General features: G+C 64.8%; 13 protein-coding genes. 4 read left to right on the top strand and 9 right to left on the bottom strand.

Annotated elements, in window-relative coordinates; genetic code table 11:
- The first annotated feature begins 7 nt into the window (after positions 1 to 7).
- From NUG21_RS19340 to NUG21_RS19330, 3 genes are all read left to right on the top strand, one after another.
- Complete coding sequence (locus tag NUG21_RS19340; RefSeq protein WP_263391737.1) at positions 8 to 1,069, top strand: hypothetical protein; 1,062 nt, start codon at positions 8 to 10, stop codon at positions 1,067 to 1,069.
- A 71-nt stretch (positions 1,070 to 1,140) separates the two neighbouring features.
- A complete protein-coding gene (locus NUG21_RS19335; protein WP_263391736.1) occupies positions 1,141 to 1,938 on the top strand; it encodes a hypothetical protein in 798 nt (265 codons plus the stop codon).
- A 131-nt stretch (positions 1,939 to 2,069) separates the two neighbouring features.
- The gene (locus NUG21_RS19330; protein WP_263391735.1) at positions 2,070 to 3,581 is read left to right on the top strand and encodes an MASE1 domain-containing protein; all 1,512 of its coding nucleotides are present in this window, start codon (positions 2,070 to 2,072) and stop codon (positions 3,579 to 3,581) included.
- Here NUG21_RS19330 and NUG21_RS19325 read toward each other — a convergent pair.
- Positions 3,565 to 3,978: a hypothetical protein gene (locus NUG21_RS19325; RefSeq protein WP_263391734.1), complete on the bottom strand. Its 414-nt coding sequence runs from the start codon at positions 3,976 to 3,978 to the stop codon at positions 3,565 to 3,567. The two genes, NUG21_RS19330 and NUG21_RS19325, sit on opposite strands and share 17 nt — an antisense overlap.
- Before the next feature lie 263 nt (positions 3,979 to 4,241).
- Here NUG21_RS19325 and NUG21_RS19320 point away from each other — a divergent pair, with 263 nt between their 5' ends.
- Positions 4,242 to 4,685, top strand: coding sequence for a hypothetical protein (locus NUG21_RS19320; protein WP_019795892.1), 444 nt, complete (start codon positions 4,242 to 4,244; stop codon positions 4,683 to 4,685).
- A gap of 71 nt (positions 4,686 to 4,756) precedes the next feature.
- Here the strand turns inward: NUG21_RS19320 and NUG21_RS19315 are convergent, their stop codons facing one another.
- The 8 genes from NUG21_RS19315 to NUG21_RS19280 all read right to left on the bottom strand — a co-directional run bounded on the left by NUG21_RS19315 (position 4,757) and on the right by NUG21_RS19280 (position 13,678).
- Positions 4,757 to 6,589 (bottom strand): ATP-binding response regulator, encoded by a 1,833-nt coding sequence (locus tag NUG21_RS19315; protein WP_263391733.1) that lies wholly within the window; start codon positions 6,587 to 6,589, stop codon positions 4,757 to 4,759.
- Complete coding sequence (locus NUG21_RS19310) at positions 6,579 to 7,331, bottom strand: YdcF family protein (protein WP_263391732.1); 753 nt, start codon at positions 7,329 to 7,331, stop codon at positions 6,579 to 6,581. The genes NUG21_RS19315 and NUG21_RS19310 overlap by 11 nt, the downstream gene beginning before the upstream one ends.
- 381 nt (positions 7,332 to 7,712) lie before the next feature.
- Complete coding sequence (locus NUG21_RS19305; protein WP_019796113.1) at positions 7,713 to 7,940, bottom strand: hypothetical protein; 228 nt, start codon at positions 7,938 to 7,940, stop codon at positions 7,713 to 7,715.
- A gap of 403 nt (positions 7,941 to 8,343) precedes the next feature.
- Positions 8,344 to 8,877: a hypothetical protein gene (locus NUG21_RS19300; protein WP_019796115.1), complete on the bottom strand. Its 534-nt coding sequence runs from the start codon at positions 8,875 to 8,877 to the stop codon at positions 8,344 to 8,346.
- A 3-nt stretch (positions 8,878 to 8,880) separates the two neighbouring features.
- The gene (locus NUG21_RS19295; protein ID WP_263391731.1) at positions 8,881 to 9,504 is read right to left on the bottom strand and encodes a hypothetical protein; all 624 of its coding nucleotides are present in this window, start codon (positions 9,502 to 9,504) and stop codon (positions 8,881 to 8,883) included.
- Positions 9,505 to 9,835: 331 nt separating this feature from the next.
- Complete coding sequence (locus NUG21_RS19290) at positions 9,836 to 12,109, bottom strand: helicase-related protein (protein WP_263391730.1); 2,274 nt, start codon at positions 12,107 to 12,109, stop codon at positions 9,836 to 9,838.
- A 136-nt stretch (positions 12,110 to 12,245) separates the two neighbouring features.
- Entirely contained in the window at positions 12,246 to 12,563 is a 318-nt protein-coding gene (locus NUG21_RS19285) for a hypothetical protein (protein WP_019797025.1), read from the bottom strand.
- A gap of 38 nt (positions 12,564 to 12,601) precedes the next feature.
- On the bottom strand, positions 12,602 to 13,678 hold the full coding sequence (locus tag NUG21_RS19280; RefSeq protein ID WP_263393121.1) for a DUF6094 domain-containing protein: 1,077 nt from the start codon (positions 13,676 to 13,678) through the stop codon (positions 12,602 to 12,604).
- Positions 13,679 to 13,706 lie beyond the last annotated feature (28 nt).

Below are 13,706 nucleotides of genomic sequence, written 5' to 3'. Positions count from 1 at the left end.
CTTGAGCATGGAGTCCAGCAACCAGCCCATTCCTTACGCCGCGCGATGCGAGCGCCTTCCGCCATCCGGTACCACCGCCCTCGTGTGGCCGTTCGTCAACGTTGCGAAGGGTGCAGGGCCGTACGAGCTGTTCCTCGACACCAACGCGCTCGCGCGCACGGAGTGGGCAGAGCAGATCCCGGCCGCGGAACGCGCGCGCTACACACTCAATCCGTGGCCGGCGCTGATGGAGCAGTGGATGTCCAATCAGAAGCTCCGCGAGAGCCCCGACCCTGCCGCCTGGGTCAACGACAGGTTGGCTCCGCTGGCATCGCGGGGCTTCCTGTTCCGCGAAAGGTTTGCGCAGCAGCAGGTCGCGCTGTTGCGAAAGAACGAATCAGCGCTGCGCACCCAGTTCAGCCTGATCTTCCCCTACGTCGCGCTCATGCGGTCGCTGCTGTCTCAGAAGGTGCCGCCGGAGGAAACGCTCGCGAAGCTGGACGCCTTGATGCAGGCCGACGTCCCACGCTTCACCGGCATGGCCATGCTGCTGGCCCTCAGCGTGCTGCTCAAGGGGCGACAGTCGCTGAAGCTCGATGGGGACCCGAAGCCCGCGTACTCGTACCTTGAATCGTTTCTCAGTTTTCAGCCGGGAAAGAAGGACGAGGCCGACCACATCACCCTGCCGTACCTGCGCAATCGCGCCGGCGACCTGAACCTGTGGCTGAGCGTGCCCATGCTGCGCCAGGCCGGCTACGAGTTCGTCGGGACGCCCGCGCTGGTGACCGAAGACAAGGCCTTGCACCGCGTCATCCTGCGCACGCTGCCTCCGGTGCTCACCCCCAACCGAGCGATGGGCTTTGGTGTGGACAGCAATGGGCTCGACCCGGAGATCTGCCATCGCATCGTCATGGCCGTCGGCCCCATGGTGGTACGTGGCGCCGTGACGTCGCAGGAGAAGGAAGAGCGCCTGGGCCGCCTGTTCGCGATGGCGGGGGCGGCGTGCGCCAGGCCGGAGGAGACGGCAGCCGTCGACGAGGCGTGGCGGACATGGTGCCAGCCGGGCATGCACCAGCGTTTCGTGGTTTGAGCGGCGTTCGATCAATGGCGGGGGAGAGGCGTTCTCTGCCGCGACGTACCCCTGAACAGGAGATTGCAGAGATGGCAGGTGAAGAAAAATCGAAGGACAGCGCGAAGGAGGGGCTGCCCCATCTCAGCCTGATGGAAAAGGCGTGGGATGCTCAGTGGGTGATGCGGTTCGTGTGCATCGTGCTTTTCATTGATGGCGCACTGGTTCTGAAAGGGGGCAGCGGGTTGCTTCAGTGGTCCACATCTACCGACAAGCTGTGGCAGGACCTGGGTTTCCTGGTCGTTGCGGCGGCAAGCTTCGGACTGCTCGTCAGCTTCGTGTTGCCGACGCTGGGCATTTTCTTGTGCTGGATCGGTTACCACAGCCGCCGACTCGCTCGCCGCGTCCTTGAGGTCGAGGATCGCGATGACTTTGGTGGGGCGTATGGTCATGTAGACGCCCATAGGTTTCATGTGTATGCCCTGGAGAAGGAAAGCGATTTCCTGCTGCGAATGTATGAGACCGCCTGGCGGCGTGAGGTGCAGCGCCGCGAGGAACTTGATCAGATCGGCAATCTGGTCTTTGCGACGGCATTTCTCGCGGTCGCGGACGGCTTGCTCGCCTTCATGCAACCGGGCGGCCGCTCTCTCGTTCACGATGCGCTCGCGCCGCTCGGCGACGGCGGACTCGTGCTGGGGTTTGTTCTGCTCGTGCTTGCGGGCTACATCTTGAGCGAGGAGACCTGGGGCGCACCAGATCGCCCTGCACGCGTGTACTACCCACCGCTGTATCTGCAACTCGCTGAGGAGCGGAGGCAGCGTCGCGACGAAGCGCGGCGGCAACGCCTAAACGACGAAGAGGAATCTCTCCGAAAGAGGCGATCAGGTTAACCTGTGGAGGGGCTGTGGCCCGCCATGGCCATGGCAGCGAGTTGAGTTGTACTGTGCTGGCCTGGGAACTGTCTACCTGCCGCGCCGACCGCGCTTGTACAGTGGCGCCCACACGCCACGGACCGGTTGGAATGGCAGCGGGGAAAGACATCGCCAGAGGCGCTCTGCTCAGCTTGGGCTACTGTGCCTCATTCCTGCTGGCGTGGCGCTGTTCGATGGACCAGTGGTACCTGCCGGCGGGGCTGCGCGCCGCGACCTTGCTGTTCCTGCCGTATCGCCTCTGGCCCTATCTGCTCGCCGGTGATGCGGCCGCGCTGCTGGTGATCCGCGTGCCGATGATCGAGCGCGGCGCGAGCCCTGTGTGGGCGTACGCCAGTCCCTTCCTGCTGATGCCCTGCGTGGCGCTGGCCGTGCATGCCGCACGGCGCCAGCTGCCGCGGCTGGTGGACCAGGAGTACCTGCTGCTGCCGCTGGCCTTGATGCTGGCGCTGTGGAGCACCTTGTGCAACATGGCATTGAATGCGCTGTTCAAGGGCTATACCGCGCTGACGCCGCTGGAAGCGCTCACGCGTTACTGGCTGGGCGACTACCTGGGCATGCTGATGTTCACGCTCCCAGTCCTGCTATGGCTGCGCCGGGATGAGCCTATGACCGCCCGCCCGCGGCTGCCGAGGGATGGCCTGCTCGGGTCGGCAGCCGTGGTGGTGCTGTTCCTGATCTCCGGCATGGCGCAGGATCGCCTTTCGCACCAGGTGCTGATGTCCCTGATGGTCGTTCCGTCGGTGGTGCTCACGCTGCTGCACGGCTGGCGTGGTGCCGCTGTCGGCGTCGTGCTGGCCAATGTGGCGATCGGGATCATGCTGCCGGATGCCATGACGCTGGCGTCGTACCACGCCGAGGCATTCCGCGTGCAGATCGCGCTCGCGGCGGCGGCCACCGGCCTGTTCGTATTCGGGTCCCGGTTGTCGGCGGCCTTCGAGCATGCCAGCTACTTCCGCCACCAGCGTCAGGAGGCCTGGCAGATCGCGCAGGCGAGTTATCTGCAGGCGGAACGCACACTGCGACGCCGGGTGGTGGAGTACAGCGACATCACCGTCCACATCAACAAGCTGCGCACGGACATCGTCGCCCACCTCCGCTCGCGGGGACAGCACGCCGCAGCCATGGAGATGACGCGCACAGGCGTGATCCAGGCCCAGTTGCTCGACGAGTACGTGACCGCGCTGTACCCGCTCGGCATCGAGACGCATGGGCTGTACGCCATCCTGCGATCGGTCGCGATGAGCAATCTCTGCGATACCGAGTTCCAATGCCGCCTGCGGGGCGATCCCATGCAGCTTTCTCTCGGGCTGCAGCTTGTCGCGTACCGATGCGCGCTCAACGTGATCGAAACACTGCCACCCGCGAAGCGCCATCTCATCAAGGGCAGGGTCTGGCGCGCGGGTGGTCGCCAGGGCATCGCGCTCTGCGTCCTCGCCGACGCGTCCCCGCTGGAACGCGGGCGTGCCGTGGCCCACGATGCGGACTGGGAACTGGCTGCCCGGCTCAAAGTGCATGGCGGCACCTGCCGGCGCCGCCATGCGTACTGCCTCAGCTTTCTCGTTTCGGAGTCGGTGGGCGAAGGCCTCAGTCTGCGGCGCTGATCTGCCAGGAGTCGCCGCCGTTGCCGCCTGGCACCAAGCGCACGACGAAGCCCGAGGTTTGGTACACCACGGACCCGCTGGGGCCCGCGCCCTTGGCCGGCAAGGTCACGCGTGCGACGTCCGCACCCATGGGCAACACCCACAGCGTGTCGTTGACCCGGCCCACGGCTGCACGCACCGTGCCCGCCACATCGTTGATCTGCAGGTAGGTCACGCCGTCGCGCGAGAACTCATAGATCCGCCACGCCGGATCCAACGCGAGGTTCCGGGCCTTCGGCAGGCTTTCGCCGAGCCCCGCCGAGGCCGCCGGTGCCCCGTGGCCGCCGTCGGGGCAGCATGCCTGGGCCGCGCCGGCGCAAGCCAGCAGGGCGCCCGCCAGCGCGATGTGGGTCAGCATGCTCGTCTTCATCCTTTTCATGGTCGTCCTCGTCCCTTCTGGGAGCTATCGCCTGCATTTCAGGCCGATCCAAGGTACGTGGTCCGGAGGCGCGAGCGGTCGACAAGTCGAAGGCGGTGGCGCAGTGCCGGTTCAGTTTGCTGACCCGGCCACGAGGTGGTATGGAGATGCGCTGCGGAGCGTTGCATAGTGCGCGTCAAGGAAAGACGCATGGGGCCCGACGTGCCTCCTGCCCCATCCTCGAAAACGCCCAGGTGTGCCTCATGGTCAACGTCCGCAACCTGCTTCGCAACATTGGGCTGATGCCGCGAGAGTCGGTGCGCGGCGACGAGACGGCCGAAGCCCGAGCGATGTGCGAACAGCCTCAAGTCGAATCCGGCTCGACCCTCGACTTCATGCTGTCCACGCTTTCCGGGGAGGCCGCAGCCGCGTACGTCCATGCGGTCATATCAGACATTGAGGCATGCGCCGAGGAAGGCTATTGCTCAGCCCGGGGCGCAGGCAAAGAAGACCTGCTCGAACGGGTCCACGCATTGAAGAATGCCATAGCGCCGATCGGCTCCCGGCAATTGCTTGCGGCTTGCGAGCAGCTGCGTCTGGATGCCTGCCACGGCACTGATCGGGCCCTGTTGGAACGACGCTTACAGGCCGTGGCCCGCGCCGCAGTGCAACTGATCGCCGGCTTCCGCGCGACGTCAGGGGCGTAGGCATCGATGGAGCGCTTTTGCGGCATCAAGTGGCTGCTTGCCCTCCGATCACCAGGCCCGCTCTTCGCCGCTCATGCGTTCTCCCCGTGTGCTCCGCTGGCCCGGATTCGATGTCGCGCCATGTGGGAAATCGCCTGTACCGAGGAGAGCAGCTTGTGCGGGGCGATCGGCTTCGTCAGGTAGGCCACCGCGCCTTTCTGCAAACAGGTGGTCACTGTGTTGGGGTCCGAATCAGCGCTGATGATGACGATCGGGGGCGCTCGATGGATGCCCATCTGGGCTTCGATCTCCGCGAGTACGTCCCAGCCCGAACGTTCGGGCATGTGGAGATCGAGCAGGATGGCGTCGGGCCTGTCCGCCGACAGCGCCTCGATGGGGTCGGCTCCCGGCACTGCAAATCTGACCGAGTGGCCAGCCAGGCTCATCAGCCATTGGATGACTTGCCGGTTCGGGAGGTTGTCCTCGAACACCAGGAAGTTCATCGCCGGGATGCTGGCGCGATGTCGCTCCAGCGCCTCGTGCAGCGGAATGGGCGCATCCACCTGCTGGCCTGGAGCGGCCCTCGCGAGCGCGATGTTCCAGGTGAACACGGACCCGCCACCAGGGTTGTCGGAGACCTCGACCTGGCTACCCATCTGCTCCGCGACCGCTTTGACGATGTAGAGGCCCAGGCCCACGCCGCTTTGCGCGCGGACCACAGAGCCGCCGCCTTTGTAAAAGGGATCGAAAATCCTGCTCTTGTCCGCATCGGGAATCCCAGGGCCGGAATCGATGACCTGGATGCTCAGGCGCTGGTGCCCTCCCATGTCCGGTCCGGAATCGATGATGCGCAACGTGACGGTGCCCCCAGCAGGGGTGAACTTGATCGCGTTGCTGACCAGGTTGCTGATGACCTGCTCCACCCGTGCCGGGTCGCCGACGAAGATTTCATGCAGGTCGGTCGCGCCGGTGATCTCGAAATCGATGGCTTTGGCGACCGCCTGTGGGCCGCATACGCCCTGCACTGTCTGCAATACCTCCGAGAACCGGAACGGACCGTTGTCGAAGGCCATCTGCCCGCGATCAATGGCGGCCACGTCCAGGACATCGTTGACGCGGCCCAGCAGTGCCCAGGCATTCACTTCGGCCGATGCAACGAGTTCCCGTTGCTGCTCTGGGAGTTGCGAGCGGTCGATCAGGGCGGTTGCATTGATCACCGTGTTCAACGGCGTCCGCAACTCGTGGCTCATCGTGGCGATGAATCGGTTCTGCGCATCCCGAGACCTCACCGCCTGCGCCGAAATGACCCACAACGTCGAAAGAAGCTTGTTCGTCATCAGCGGGATTCCCACGAGGAAGCCGAACGCGAAGACGGCGAACGCGGGACGCTTCACCCAGTAGTGCTCGGGTGCTGCGATCGCAACGATGACGCAGGCGAGCAGCATGCTGAGGTAGAAGTACCGCCTGCCGAACCGCGCGCCGATGATGATGCTGATGATCGGCAGGACCGTGGCGCTCGCCATCGTCAGGTTCCACGCCAGCGAGAGCATCACCCCGATGATGATGTAGTTGGCGATCGCGCCGGCGCCATCGACGAACTCGGTCTCCCGGATCTTTCCTGATCGCAGCAGCACCATCCAGATCGCGCAGGCGGGCAGCAGGCCTATGAGCCATGGCAGCAGCTTCGTTGCCTCGATAGGGAGCACCTGGTCGAGCGACAAGTGCTGCCATCCGTCGGGAGGATCGGTGATCGCGCCGCGGCTCCAGTAGAGGGCCCAGACGATCACCGCGAAGACCAGGACGGTCCGCTTCAGGGACACGGACCGTTCGCGGTAGCCGCTGACGATCGCATCGATTTCCTTGTGGCGCAGCTTGTCCGCCACTTCCACCAAGGTGAGTGAGCTGTCCTGGGCCTCATCCTGCATCGGGCACCTTCTTGTTCAGCCCCAGGGCGTTGTAGATGTGCAGGCGCGCAATGCCCAGGTACTCGTACAGGGCGATATCCGCGACCGTCAGGTTGTACGACAGCGGGACGATCGATGGAAGAGGGCTCAGGTAGTCGCTCCTGGCCGGAGTCGGCCGCACTCCGAACTGGGCGAAGTACTCCAGGGAGCGTCGCATGTGGACGCCCGAAGTCACGAGGACAGTACGGTCGGGCTTGAGCGCCTTCAGCATCGCCGCCGAGTTTCTCGCGTTCTCCCAGGTGTTGGCACTATTGGAGTCGAGGACCAGGTCGTTCTTGCTGACGCCCATCCGCACCAAGGCGTCGGCATAGAGGGCCGCCTCTGCACGGCCATGCTTGCGCACATCGCTGCCGCTGAGCAGCAGCCGGCAATCGGCTGCCGTCGCCTTGCAGTCGCGATACAGCTCCAGCGCTTTCACCAGTCGGCCATAGGCCAGAAATCCGACCTCCGGCGAGGCGCCATCAATGCGTTCTGTACCCGCACCCAGGACCACGATCGCATTCCTGGCTCCCCATTGAGGTGGAGGAAGACTTGCATACCCGGCTTGAACGCCGTCCACCAGGAGTTGGGCGCCGGGGCCGCAGCCGATGAAGATCAGCGCTGCGCTGGTGACGGTCCATGTGGCGAAGGCCAGTCGCGCTCGATTCTTCCTGAGCAGCAGAGCGCCAACGAGGGTCCCTAGAAGTGCCAGAAGAACTGTCATATTCTTGATCTGCCGCTTTTTCCTTTCATGCAGATGACTACTGGCTACCCGTCCACAACCCGCCGGAGTTCGGCCGCGAGGATCATGCGTGCGGCCGCTGTGGCGGTATCCAGCATAGCAGTCGCCCTGGCGATCGGGGCATTGCTGGCGCACCTCTTCCCGGGAACGATGGCCATGATCGGGGAGCGGCTTGGGGATGGGTTCTAGGATGTGCTCGCGGTAGCCACGAGCATGCATGCCTGACCACGCATCGGCCGTGGGGACGCAATGGCCATGAAGACCACGGCGGTATGGCGACGGCCGTAGATGGCCCGGAAAGCGGGCAGCGTTTGTGGACCCTTTGCGCTCGGATCACGATGCGGGCTCTGCGCACTCGGGGGTCTAACGATCCCGGCAATTTGCCTTGGCCAAGCTCTTCTCGCTGAAGAACGTCTTGATTGCCGCGTCGTCCAGCTTGACGTCGTGGATGGTGATTCCGTCGCGGTAGGGAAGCGCACCAGGCGCGTCGCCGAGAATGGCCGGCCCCTGATCGGTGTTCTTGATGAAGACCAGGTTGCGCGGTTCCTCCGCCGGGCGAAATCCAGCCGAGTTTCTGTCATCCCTTCGCACGATCGCCTCGAACCGGTCCGAGGGGTCTCTGTCAATGACAAGGACGCCTTTGAACTGCTTTTTGACGTCCAGTCGGGTCAGGGACAGCGGTCCGAAGAGTCGGTCATCACCGGGCGGTCGGTTCTCGCGTCGTTGACAACAACGATGTTGTCAGCCGGCCGTGCGAGGCACCTGTAATCCACCATCGGAGTGATTGCCAGTGCCGACGCCCAGGGAAAGACTGCCAGCGCACCTGCTATGAAGCGCCTCATCGCAGCGGGCTCCCGTCTTCCTTATGATCCACGGCGCAATCCCGGAGGGAAATGACCTGGCCATCTTGAAGCTCGAATTGCGGGACGGACCGCCCACCATGCCATCGCCCCTCTAACCGGGCGCGGCAAATGGTGAGGCGGCGCGCCGGTAGCTACTGAATTCCGAGCCTGCTCTTCGTTTCCTTCGCGGGCGTCACTTCCACTCGGCTCATGCAGCCCAGATGTTTGGCCGGGAATGAGTAAGCGATGATGGCATCGCCAACCTGAGCGCCGAACGTATAAGTGGCGTGCTCGTTGTCCCCGCGTGCGTAGTCCATCACGATCACACTCGGATAGCGGGTACGCATCGATGCCATCGAAACGCAGCTACCGGTCACGTCGAAGGATGCTGATGTGGCACGCCGATCATCGCCCATGACCACCGCTGCATTCGTCACGAACAGCGAAGGGGCAAGCTCGGTCGGCGCAGCGCGAGAGTCCGTGCCGGCCCGCGCGGTTGCGGAGTGTTCTGTCCCCGGGAGGAGCCGCTGCACGTCCCCGACGTTTCCAGGGAGAGCGAGGGCGACTCTTTCAGCGAAGGCCCATAGCTGCTTTTCGGCGGCAGGGGAAGCTTTGGGCGGTGCAGCGATCGACACCAACGGAACCATCGCAAGGGCGACGCCCAGCGCAGCGAGATAGGTCTTCATGGCTTATTGCTCCTGCGCCGTTGGATGGTTGGGAAGCTTGTCGTACTCGTTCCCGTAGTACACCTTGTAGTTCTCGCCTGTAGTGGAGGTGACATTGGCTGTGCAGAAAGCGTCCCCGACACGTTCCGCCAAGTTATCGCCACCTGCGGCGATCATGTCCAGCAGCACAGACGCGTTCGCGCCGATCAGCCGGATGTCGGCGCCGCCGTTGGACGTGTCGAGTATCTCGTTGCGTGCCGTGGAGTTGTTGAGCACCGCCCGGCCTTCGTTGGTGCAAGCCTTCGCAATGTAGTCATCGCGCGAGCCGAGCACCCATCCCTGGTCCAGGTACAGGTGCCCCATCTCGTGGCCGACCGCGGACACCCGTTGATAGAGCCCAGGAACGTCCTGGGAGTCGCACGAGTAGTTCTCGATGTAGACCGTTTTTCCCGACTTGTCGAGATAGGAGGCAGGACCGTACACAAAGGGAAACTTGGTGCCGTTGACCTGGCCCGTGAGCGTGCCGGAGCCGTAGATCACGAAATCCACACATTGTCCCAGGCCGGTGTTCACGGGCTGGTCCTGGGCGTGCGCGTGAGGCAGATACAGGGCCGACATCGCGATGGCGGCTGAACAAAGCAGCTTCATGCTTCCTCCTTCCTTGGGTGGTGTGAGCGTTCTACAACATGACGGATGCCGATTGCAACTCGATGTGCCTGGACACGGTGTTAGCAACTGCATTGCCTTGCTGGCCGCATCCGGTTGGTTCGATGACGTAATTGAGTTGCGTCTAGCCCCGAGTGCCCCACGCTGCGCGGGAGCTTGCGCCGCTCAACTTGCTGACTTTCGTGAGGCAGTGCGAACAATGGGTTACGCCAACCCCGCAGTGGTAGGGGCGGTGGCCGACATCGAACCATGAGCAACGCCAGCGGCGAGAAAAAAGCGGCTCCCGAAGGAGCCGCCGAGACTTGCCAGACGTTCAAGCCACCAACTGGCGCGCGAGCGCCACTTCCACCGAATCACCGTCCTGGTTCAACACGTCGAGCCCGCTTTCCGGGATGTCTCCCGACGTGCTCTGCGCCACCATGATCTTCTGCGCCATCAACTTCAGGCATGCCATCTGCGATGATGCCGCGTAGCCGAGGAAGATCACCCGGATGTCCCGCTTCTGGCCGATGCGCCAGGACCGGCGGGCAGCTTGCTGCAGCGAATACACGTTGTAGCCGGACTGCATGAAGACGATGGTCGGAAAGTCCAGCAGATCGAGTCCGGTCTTAACCAACTCCGGGTTGGTGAGGATGACATCGACGCCGCGGTCCACCTGCTCGGCGATCCAGTCCTCGCGGCGGCTGGCATCCACGGTCGCGCGCAGTACCGCGACTTTGAAGCCCTCCAGTTCGAGCAGCCGCTTCAGGCGTGCAGTCGTGTCCCGCTTGCCCGTGTACGTCGTGTAGACCAGCGTCTTCCGGCCCAGGTCCTTCTCCCGCCGGCATATATCGATCAGTTCCTGTTCTTTGGGCATGACCTCCATGTCGTGGAACTGGGACGGAACGAACGCGAGGGTGGCGCGCGTGCGGGGATGCACGACGTTCTCCGCGCGAAAGCACGTGTCCGGCCAGGCCAGCAGCGTGTTGAGGACCACACCCAGCAGGGTGGTGTCGCGGCGGGCCAGTGCCTGCCGCAACTCGGTGGTGAGCCGTACGGACAGCGCCGCATAGGCGGCGGCCTGTGCCGGTGCCATCGGCACCTCTCGGAACTCCTCGTCGTACGGCGGGAGCGCGTCGCTGCCGATGTCGCGCAGCTTCAGGAAAAGCGTGAATGGCACGACGCAGCGCAGCACGCCCTTCGGACCGAAGCCGGGTGCCTTGACCGTCCGCACGCTGACCTTGTTGCCCTTGGCGGTCTTGTGCGCGGCGCCGGCACTCTCGGAGTAGATGTCCTTGAGGACGCCGTGGTCGCGCATGAACGCCATGGCCGCAGACGTCATGCTGCCGCTCTTGGAGGGCCGGTAGCCGTCTTCGATCATCCGCCCGGGCAGGGCGCGGAACAGCAGGTAGAACAGGTCATCGCCATAGCCGCCCATCAGCGTGCCGGTGAGCTCCAGCGATTTGCGGCACTTCGATGCGAGCACGCCCATGGCCTGGCCCTGGGCGCTGCCTCCGTTCTTGTACTCGTGCGCCTCGTCGGCGATGAGCAGATCGAACGTGCCGTTCGGCAGGTACCTTTTGATGAACTCGCTGGGCTGGTAACCGCCCTCGCCGAAGCCGAACTCCATGTTGGCCATTGCGCGTTCCATGCGCGTGGCCTGGCGGTCGGAGAACACCAGCTCCCCGTCGCCATCCATCAGGTTGATGAACTCATGGATGTTGTCGCCCAGCATCGAGGCCAGGAAGCCATCGCCGAACTTGCGCATCAGCTTCTGGGCCGTGACCTCGCCGATGGTGGGAATGCGCTTGAGGGCCTTCAGCACGGCCGAGGACTGGTCGCTGCCCGACAGGGTGCGGGGACGCATCAGTGTCCACAGGGGCGCGGCGCAGTGGCTGCACTTCCTGCGGTACTCCTCCGCTTCCAGCGCGACCGGGCTGACCGGTTCGCCGTCGAGGTCGGTGATGACCACGCCGCAGTCCGCGCAGGCGGCCACGTGGCCGTGGCGCGTACGGCGGGCGAAGAAGGTGGGTTTCCAGTGGAAGCCCATCCGCATCCGCACCCGGCCCAGGACGAAGAACTCCTGGCCGCCGGGCTGCACGCCCAGTTGCTCGCGCAGCTTGATGAGCTTGACCAGCGTATCGGGGCCGTTGAGCACCCAGACCTTGGCGCCAGCCACGGTCTCGAGAATCTCGCGGCGCCACTTGTAGACCAGGTGCGGCGGCGACAGGACCAGCGTGCGGCGGTAGCCTTCGGCGTGCAGCACTGCCGCGGTGGCGATACCCACCGTGGTTTTGCCGCAGCCCATCTCGCCGTTGACGAACGCGGCGCGCTCGCCGCGGTCGATCAGCAACTCGGCGGCCGCGTGGACGACTTCCGCCTGGGCGGGGAAGAGGCGGCGCTTCAGGCCCGCAATGACGCGTTCGCGGTGCGCCCTCGGCTGGCCGGCATAGACCGGCGGATTGGCGCGGTTGAGCGATTCAAGCAGTTCATCGCCGAACTCGGCGACGAATTCGGTGAGGCTCAGGGACAGGGGCGAGGCTTCCACATCGAGCAGATCGCCTTGCACGGGCTCCACATCGGACGTGTTTTCAAGATCGAGGGACATGGTGATGCTCCAAAGCAATGGGGCATGCACCTCCCCATGGGGCGATGGCATGCCCCAGGGTGGGAAGAAGACTCGGCTCGTGGCCGAGGGGATCAGAAGCTGCAGGCGCTCTCGGCCTGCGGGAAACGCCTGCGGGTCAGGTCACGGCCCGTTCCTCGGGCAATTGCACGAAGGTCTTGCCCTGGTCCGCGCTGGTGACGATGACCAGCGACAGCCGAGGCGTGATCGCGAACCGCGAGGTCATCGGGGTTCCGCGTTCGAGCGCGGTGCCGTTGGCCTGGCGCTCGGCTTCGCCGACCTCGCCCCAGTCGCCGCGCACGTGGCGCTGAACGTAGGGCAGGGGATCGATGAGGCTCTTGCTCGCGAGCAAGCGCACGTTCTCGCTCAGCTCGATCGTGCCCGGCGCGAACAGCGGTTGCGGAAGCGGCTTGCGCCGCTGGAACAGTGAAAACATGGTGGTTCTCCTTGCTGTGGTGGATGGATGCGCCGGGATCAGCGGATGGTCAGGACCTCGCCCAGCGTGGGAGAGCCCGGGGTCATGTCCCACGCCCGGATCACCGGCACGAACTTGTCGGTGAGGATGCGCGTCTCGGCGATCGAGCCGTCGTCGCGCTCGGTGAACTCGCGCTGCAGCGCCTTGTCCTTGTGCGTGTCGCCCTTGACGATCAGCACGCGGCCCGCCTTGGAGCGCACGACGCCCGAGATCGCACCGGCGGCCAGCGCCAGGGCGAGATGCCAAGGAGACAAGGCCCGCGCAGGCGGGCGCAGCGACTGCTGCGCAGCGCCCAGGTGGGTATCGATCATCGGCCAGAGGCCGCGCAGCCGGCCGACTTCCTCGGCGAATTGCTCGGGCTCCATGGTCACGCGGAAGAAGTGCTCCGGTGGGGACACGCTGGCGGGAACGATGTACGGCAGGAACGGCCATTCGCTGGGCAGTTCTTCGGGGATCACCTCGCCGTGCCCGACCTGCAGCAGAAGGGTGCGCGCGGCAGCGGCCGAATCGGCGGCCAGGTCACGTTGCCGGATGCGCCGGCCGAAGATCACCACCTGCTTGAACTGCGTGTCCACCGCCCGGTAGATCCGCAGGTCCGCATAGTGGCGCGTGAGCCAGCCGACCAGCTCCGCGTCGAGCACGTAGCCGGGAACGACGAAGACGAGCACGCCGCCGTACTGCAGCAGTTGCAGGGTGCGCTGGTAGAAGAGCTTTTCGAGGCGTGCGCGGCCCTGGCCTTGGTAGCCGATGTTGCCGTTGACGTCCTTGGCCAGATCGCCGTAGGGCGGGTTCAGCCACAGCAGCCCGAAGGCCTGTTTGGAGATCATCGTGTCCATCAGGTCGGCGTGCAGGCAGTGATCGACCAGGCCGCGGGCATGGCATGCCCGCTCCGCGTCGAACTCGACCGCATACGCTTGAGTGCGCTCGCTCCCGAGGGCGCGGCCGACCTCGGCGAGGGCGGCGCCTTCGCCTGCGCAGGGATCGAGGATGCACATCGGCCCGTTGCCGGGCACCAGCGCATGCAGCGCTCTTTCGAGCGTGGCTTCGTCGGTCGGGTAGTAGTCGGGTAGGGACAGGCCATTGCTGGCCCATCCCCCCCTAAGA

The organism is Xanthomonas sp. CFBP 8445 (genome assembly GCF_025666235.1).
In the GTDB taxonomy this organism is placed as follows: Bacteria; Pseudomonadota; Gammaproteobacteria; order Xanthomonadales; family Xanthomonadaceae; genus Xanthomonas_A; species Xanthomonas_A indica.
This window is presented reverse-complemented; position numbering and strand designations above follow the sequence as displayed.

What these genes read in the sequence shown, in the direction of transcription:
- NUG21_RS19340 (WP_263391737.1), top strand. Translation starts at nt 8, where the DNA reads ATGGAGTCCAGCAACCAGCCCATTCCTTACGCCGCGCGATGCGAGCGC.
- NUG21_RS19335 (WP_263391736.1), top strand. Translation starts at nt 1,141, where the DNA reads ATGGCAGGTGAAGAAAAATCGAAGGACAGCGCGAAGGAGGGGCTGCCC.
- NUG21_RS19330 (WP_263391735.1), top strand. Translation starts at nt 2,070, where the DNA reads ATGGCAGCGGGGAAAGACATCGCCAGAGGCGCTCTGCTCAGCTTGGGC.
- NUG21_RS19325 (WP_263391734.1), bottom strand. Translation starts at nt 3,978, where the DNA reads ATGCTGACCCACATCGCGCTGGCGGGCGCCCTGCTGGCTTGCGCCGGC.
- NUG21_RS19320 (WP_019795892.1), top strand. Translation starts at nt 4,242, where the DNA reads ATGGTCAACGTCCGCAACCTGCTTCGCAACATTGGGCTGATGCCGCGA.
- NUG21_RS19315 (WP_263391733.1), bottom strand. Translation starts at nt 6,589, where the DNA reads ATGCAGGATGAGGCCCAGGACAGCTCACTCACCTTGGTGGAAGTGGCG.
- NUG21_RS19310 (WP_263391732.1), bottom strand. Translation starts at nt 7,331, where the DNA reads ATGACAGTTCTTCTGGCACTTCTAGGGACCCTCGTTGGCGCTCTGCTG.
- NUG21_RS19300 (WP_019796115.1), bottom strand. Translation starts at nt 8,877, where the DNA reads ATGAAGACCTATCTCGCTGCGCTGGGCGTCGCCCTTGCGATGGTTCCG.
- NUG21_RS19295 (WP_263391731.1), bottom strand. Translation starts at nt 9,504, where the DNA reads ATGAAGCTGCTTTGTTCAGCCGCCATCGCGATGTCGGCCCTGTATCTG.
- NUG21_RS19290 (WP_263391730.1), bottom strand. Translation starts at nt 12,109, where the DNA reads ATGTCCCTCGATCTTGAAAACACGTCCGATGTGGAGCCCGTGCAAGGC.
- NUG21_RS19285 (WP_019797025.1), bottom strand. Translation starts at nt 12,563, where the DNA reads ATGTTTTCACTGTTCCAGCGGCGCAAGCCGCTTCCGCAACCGCTGTTC.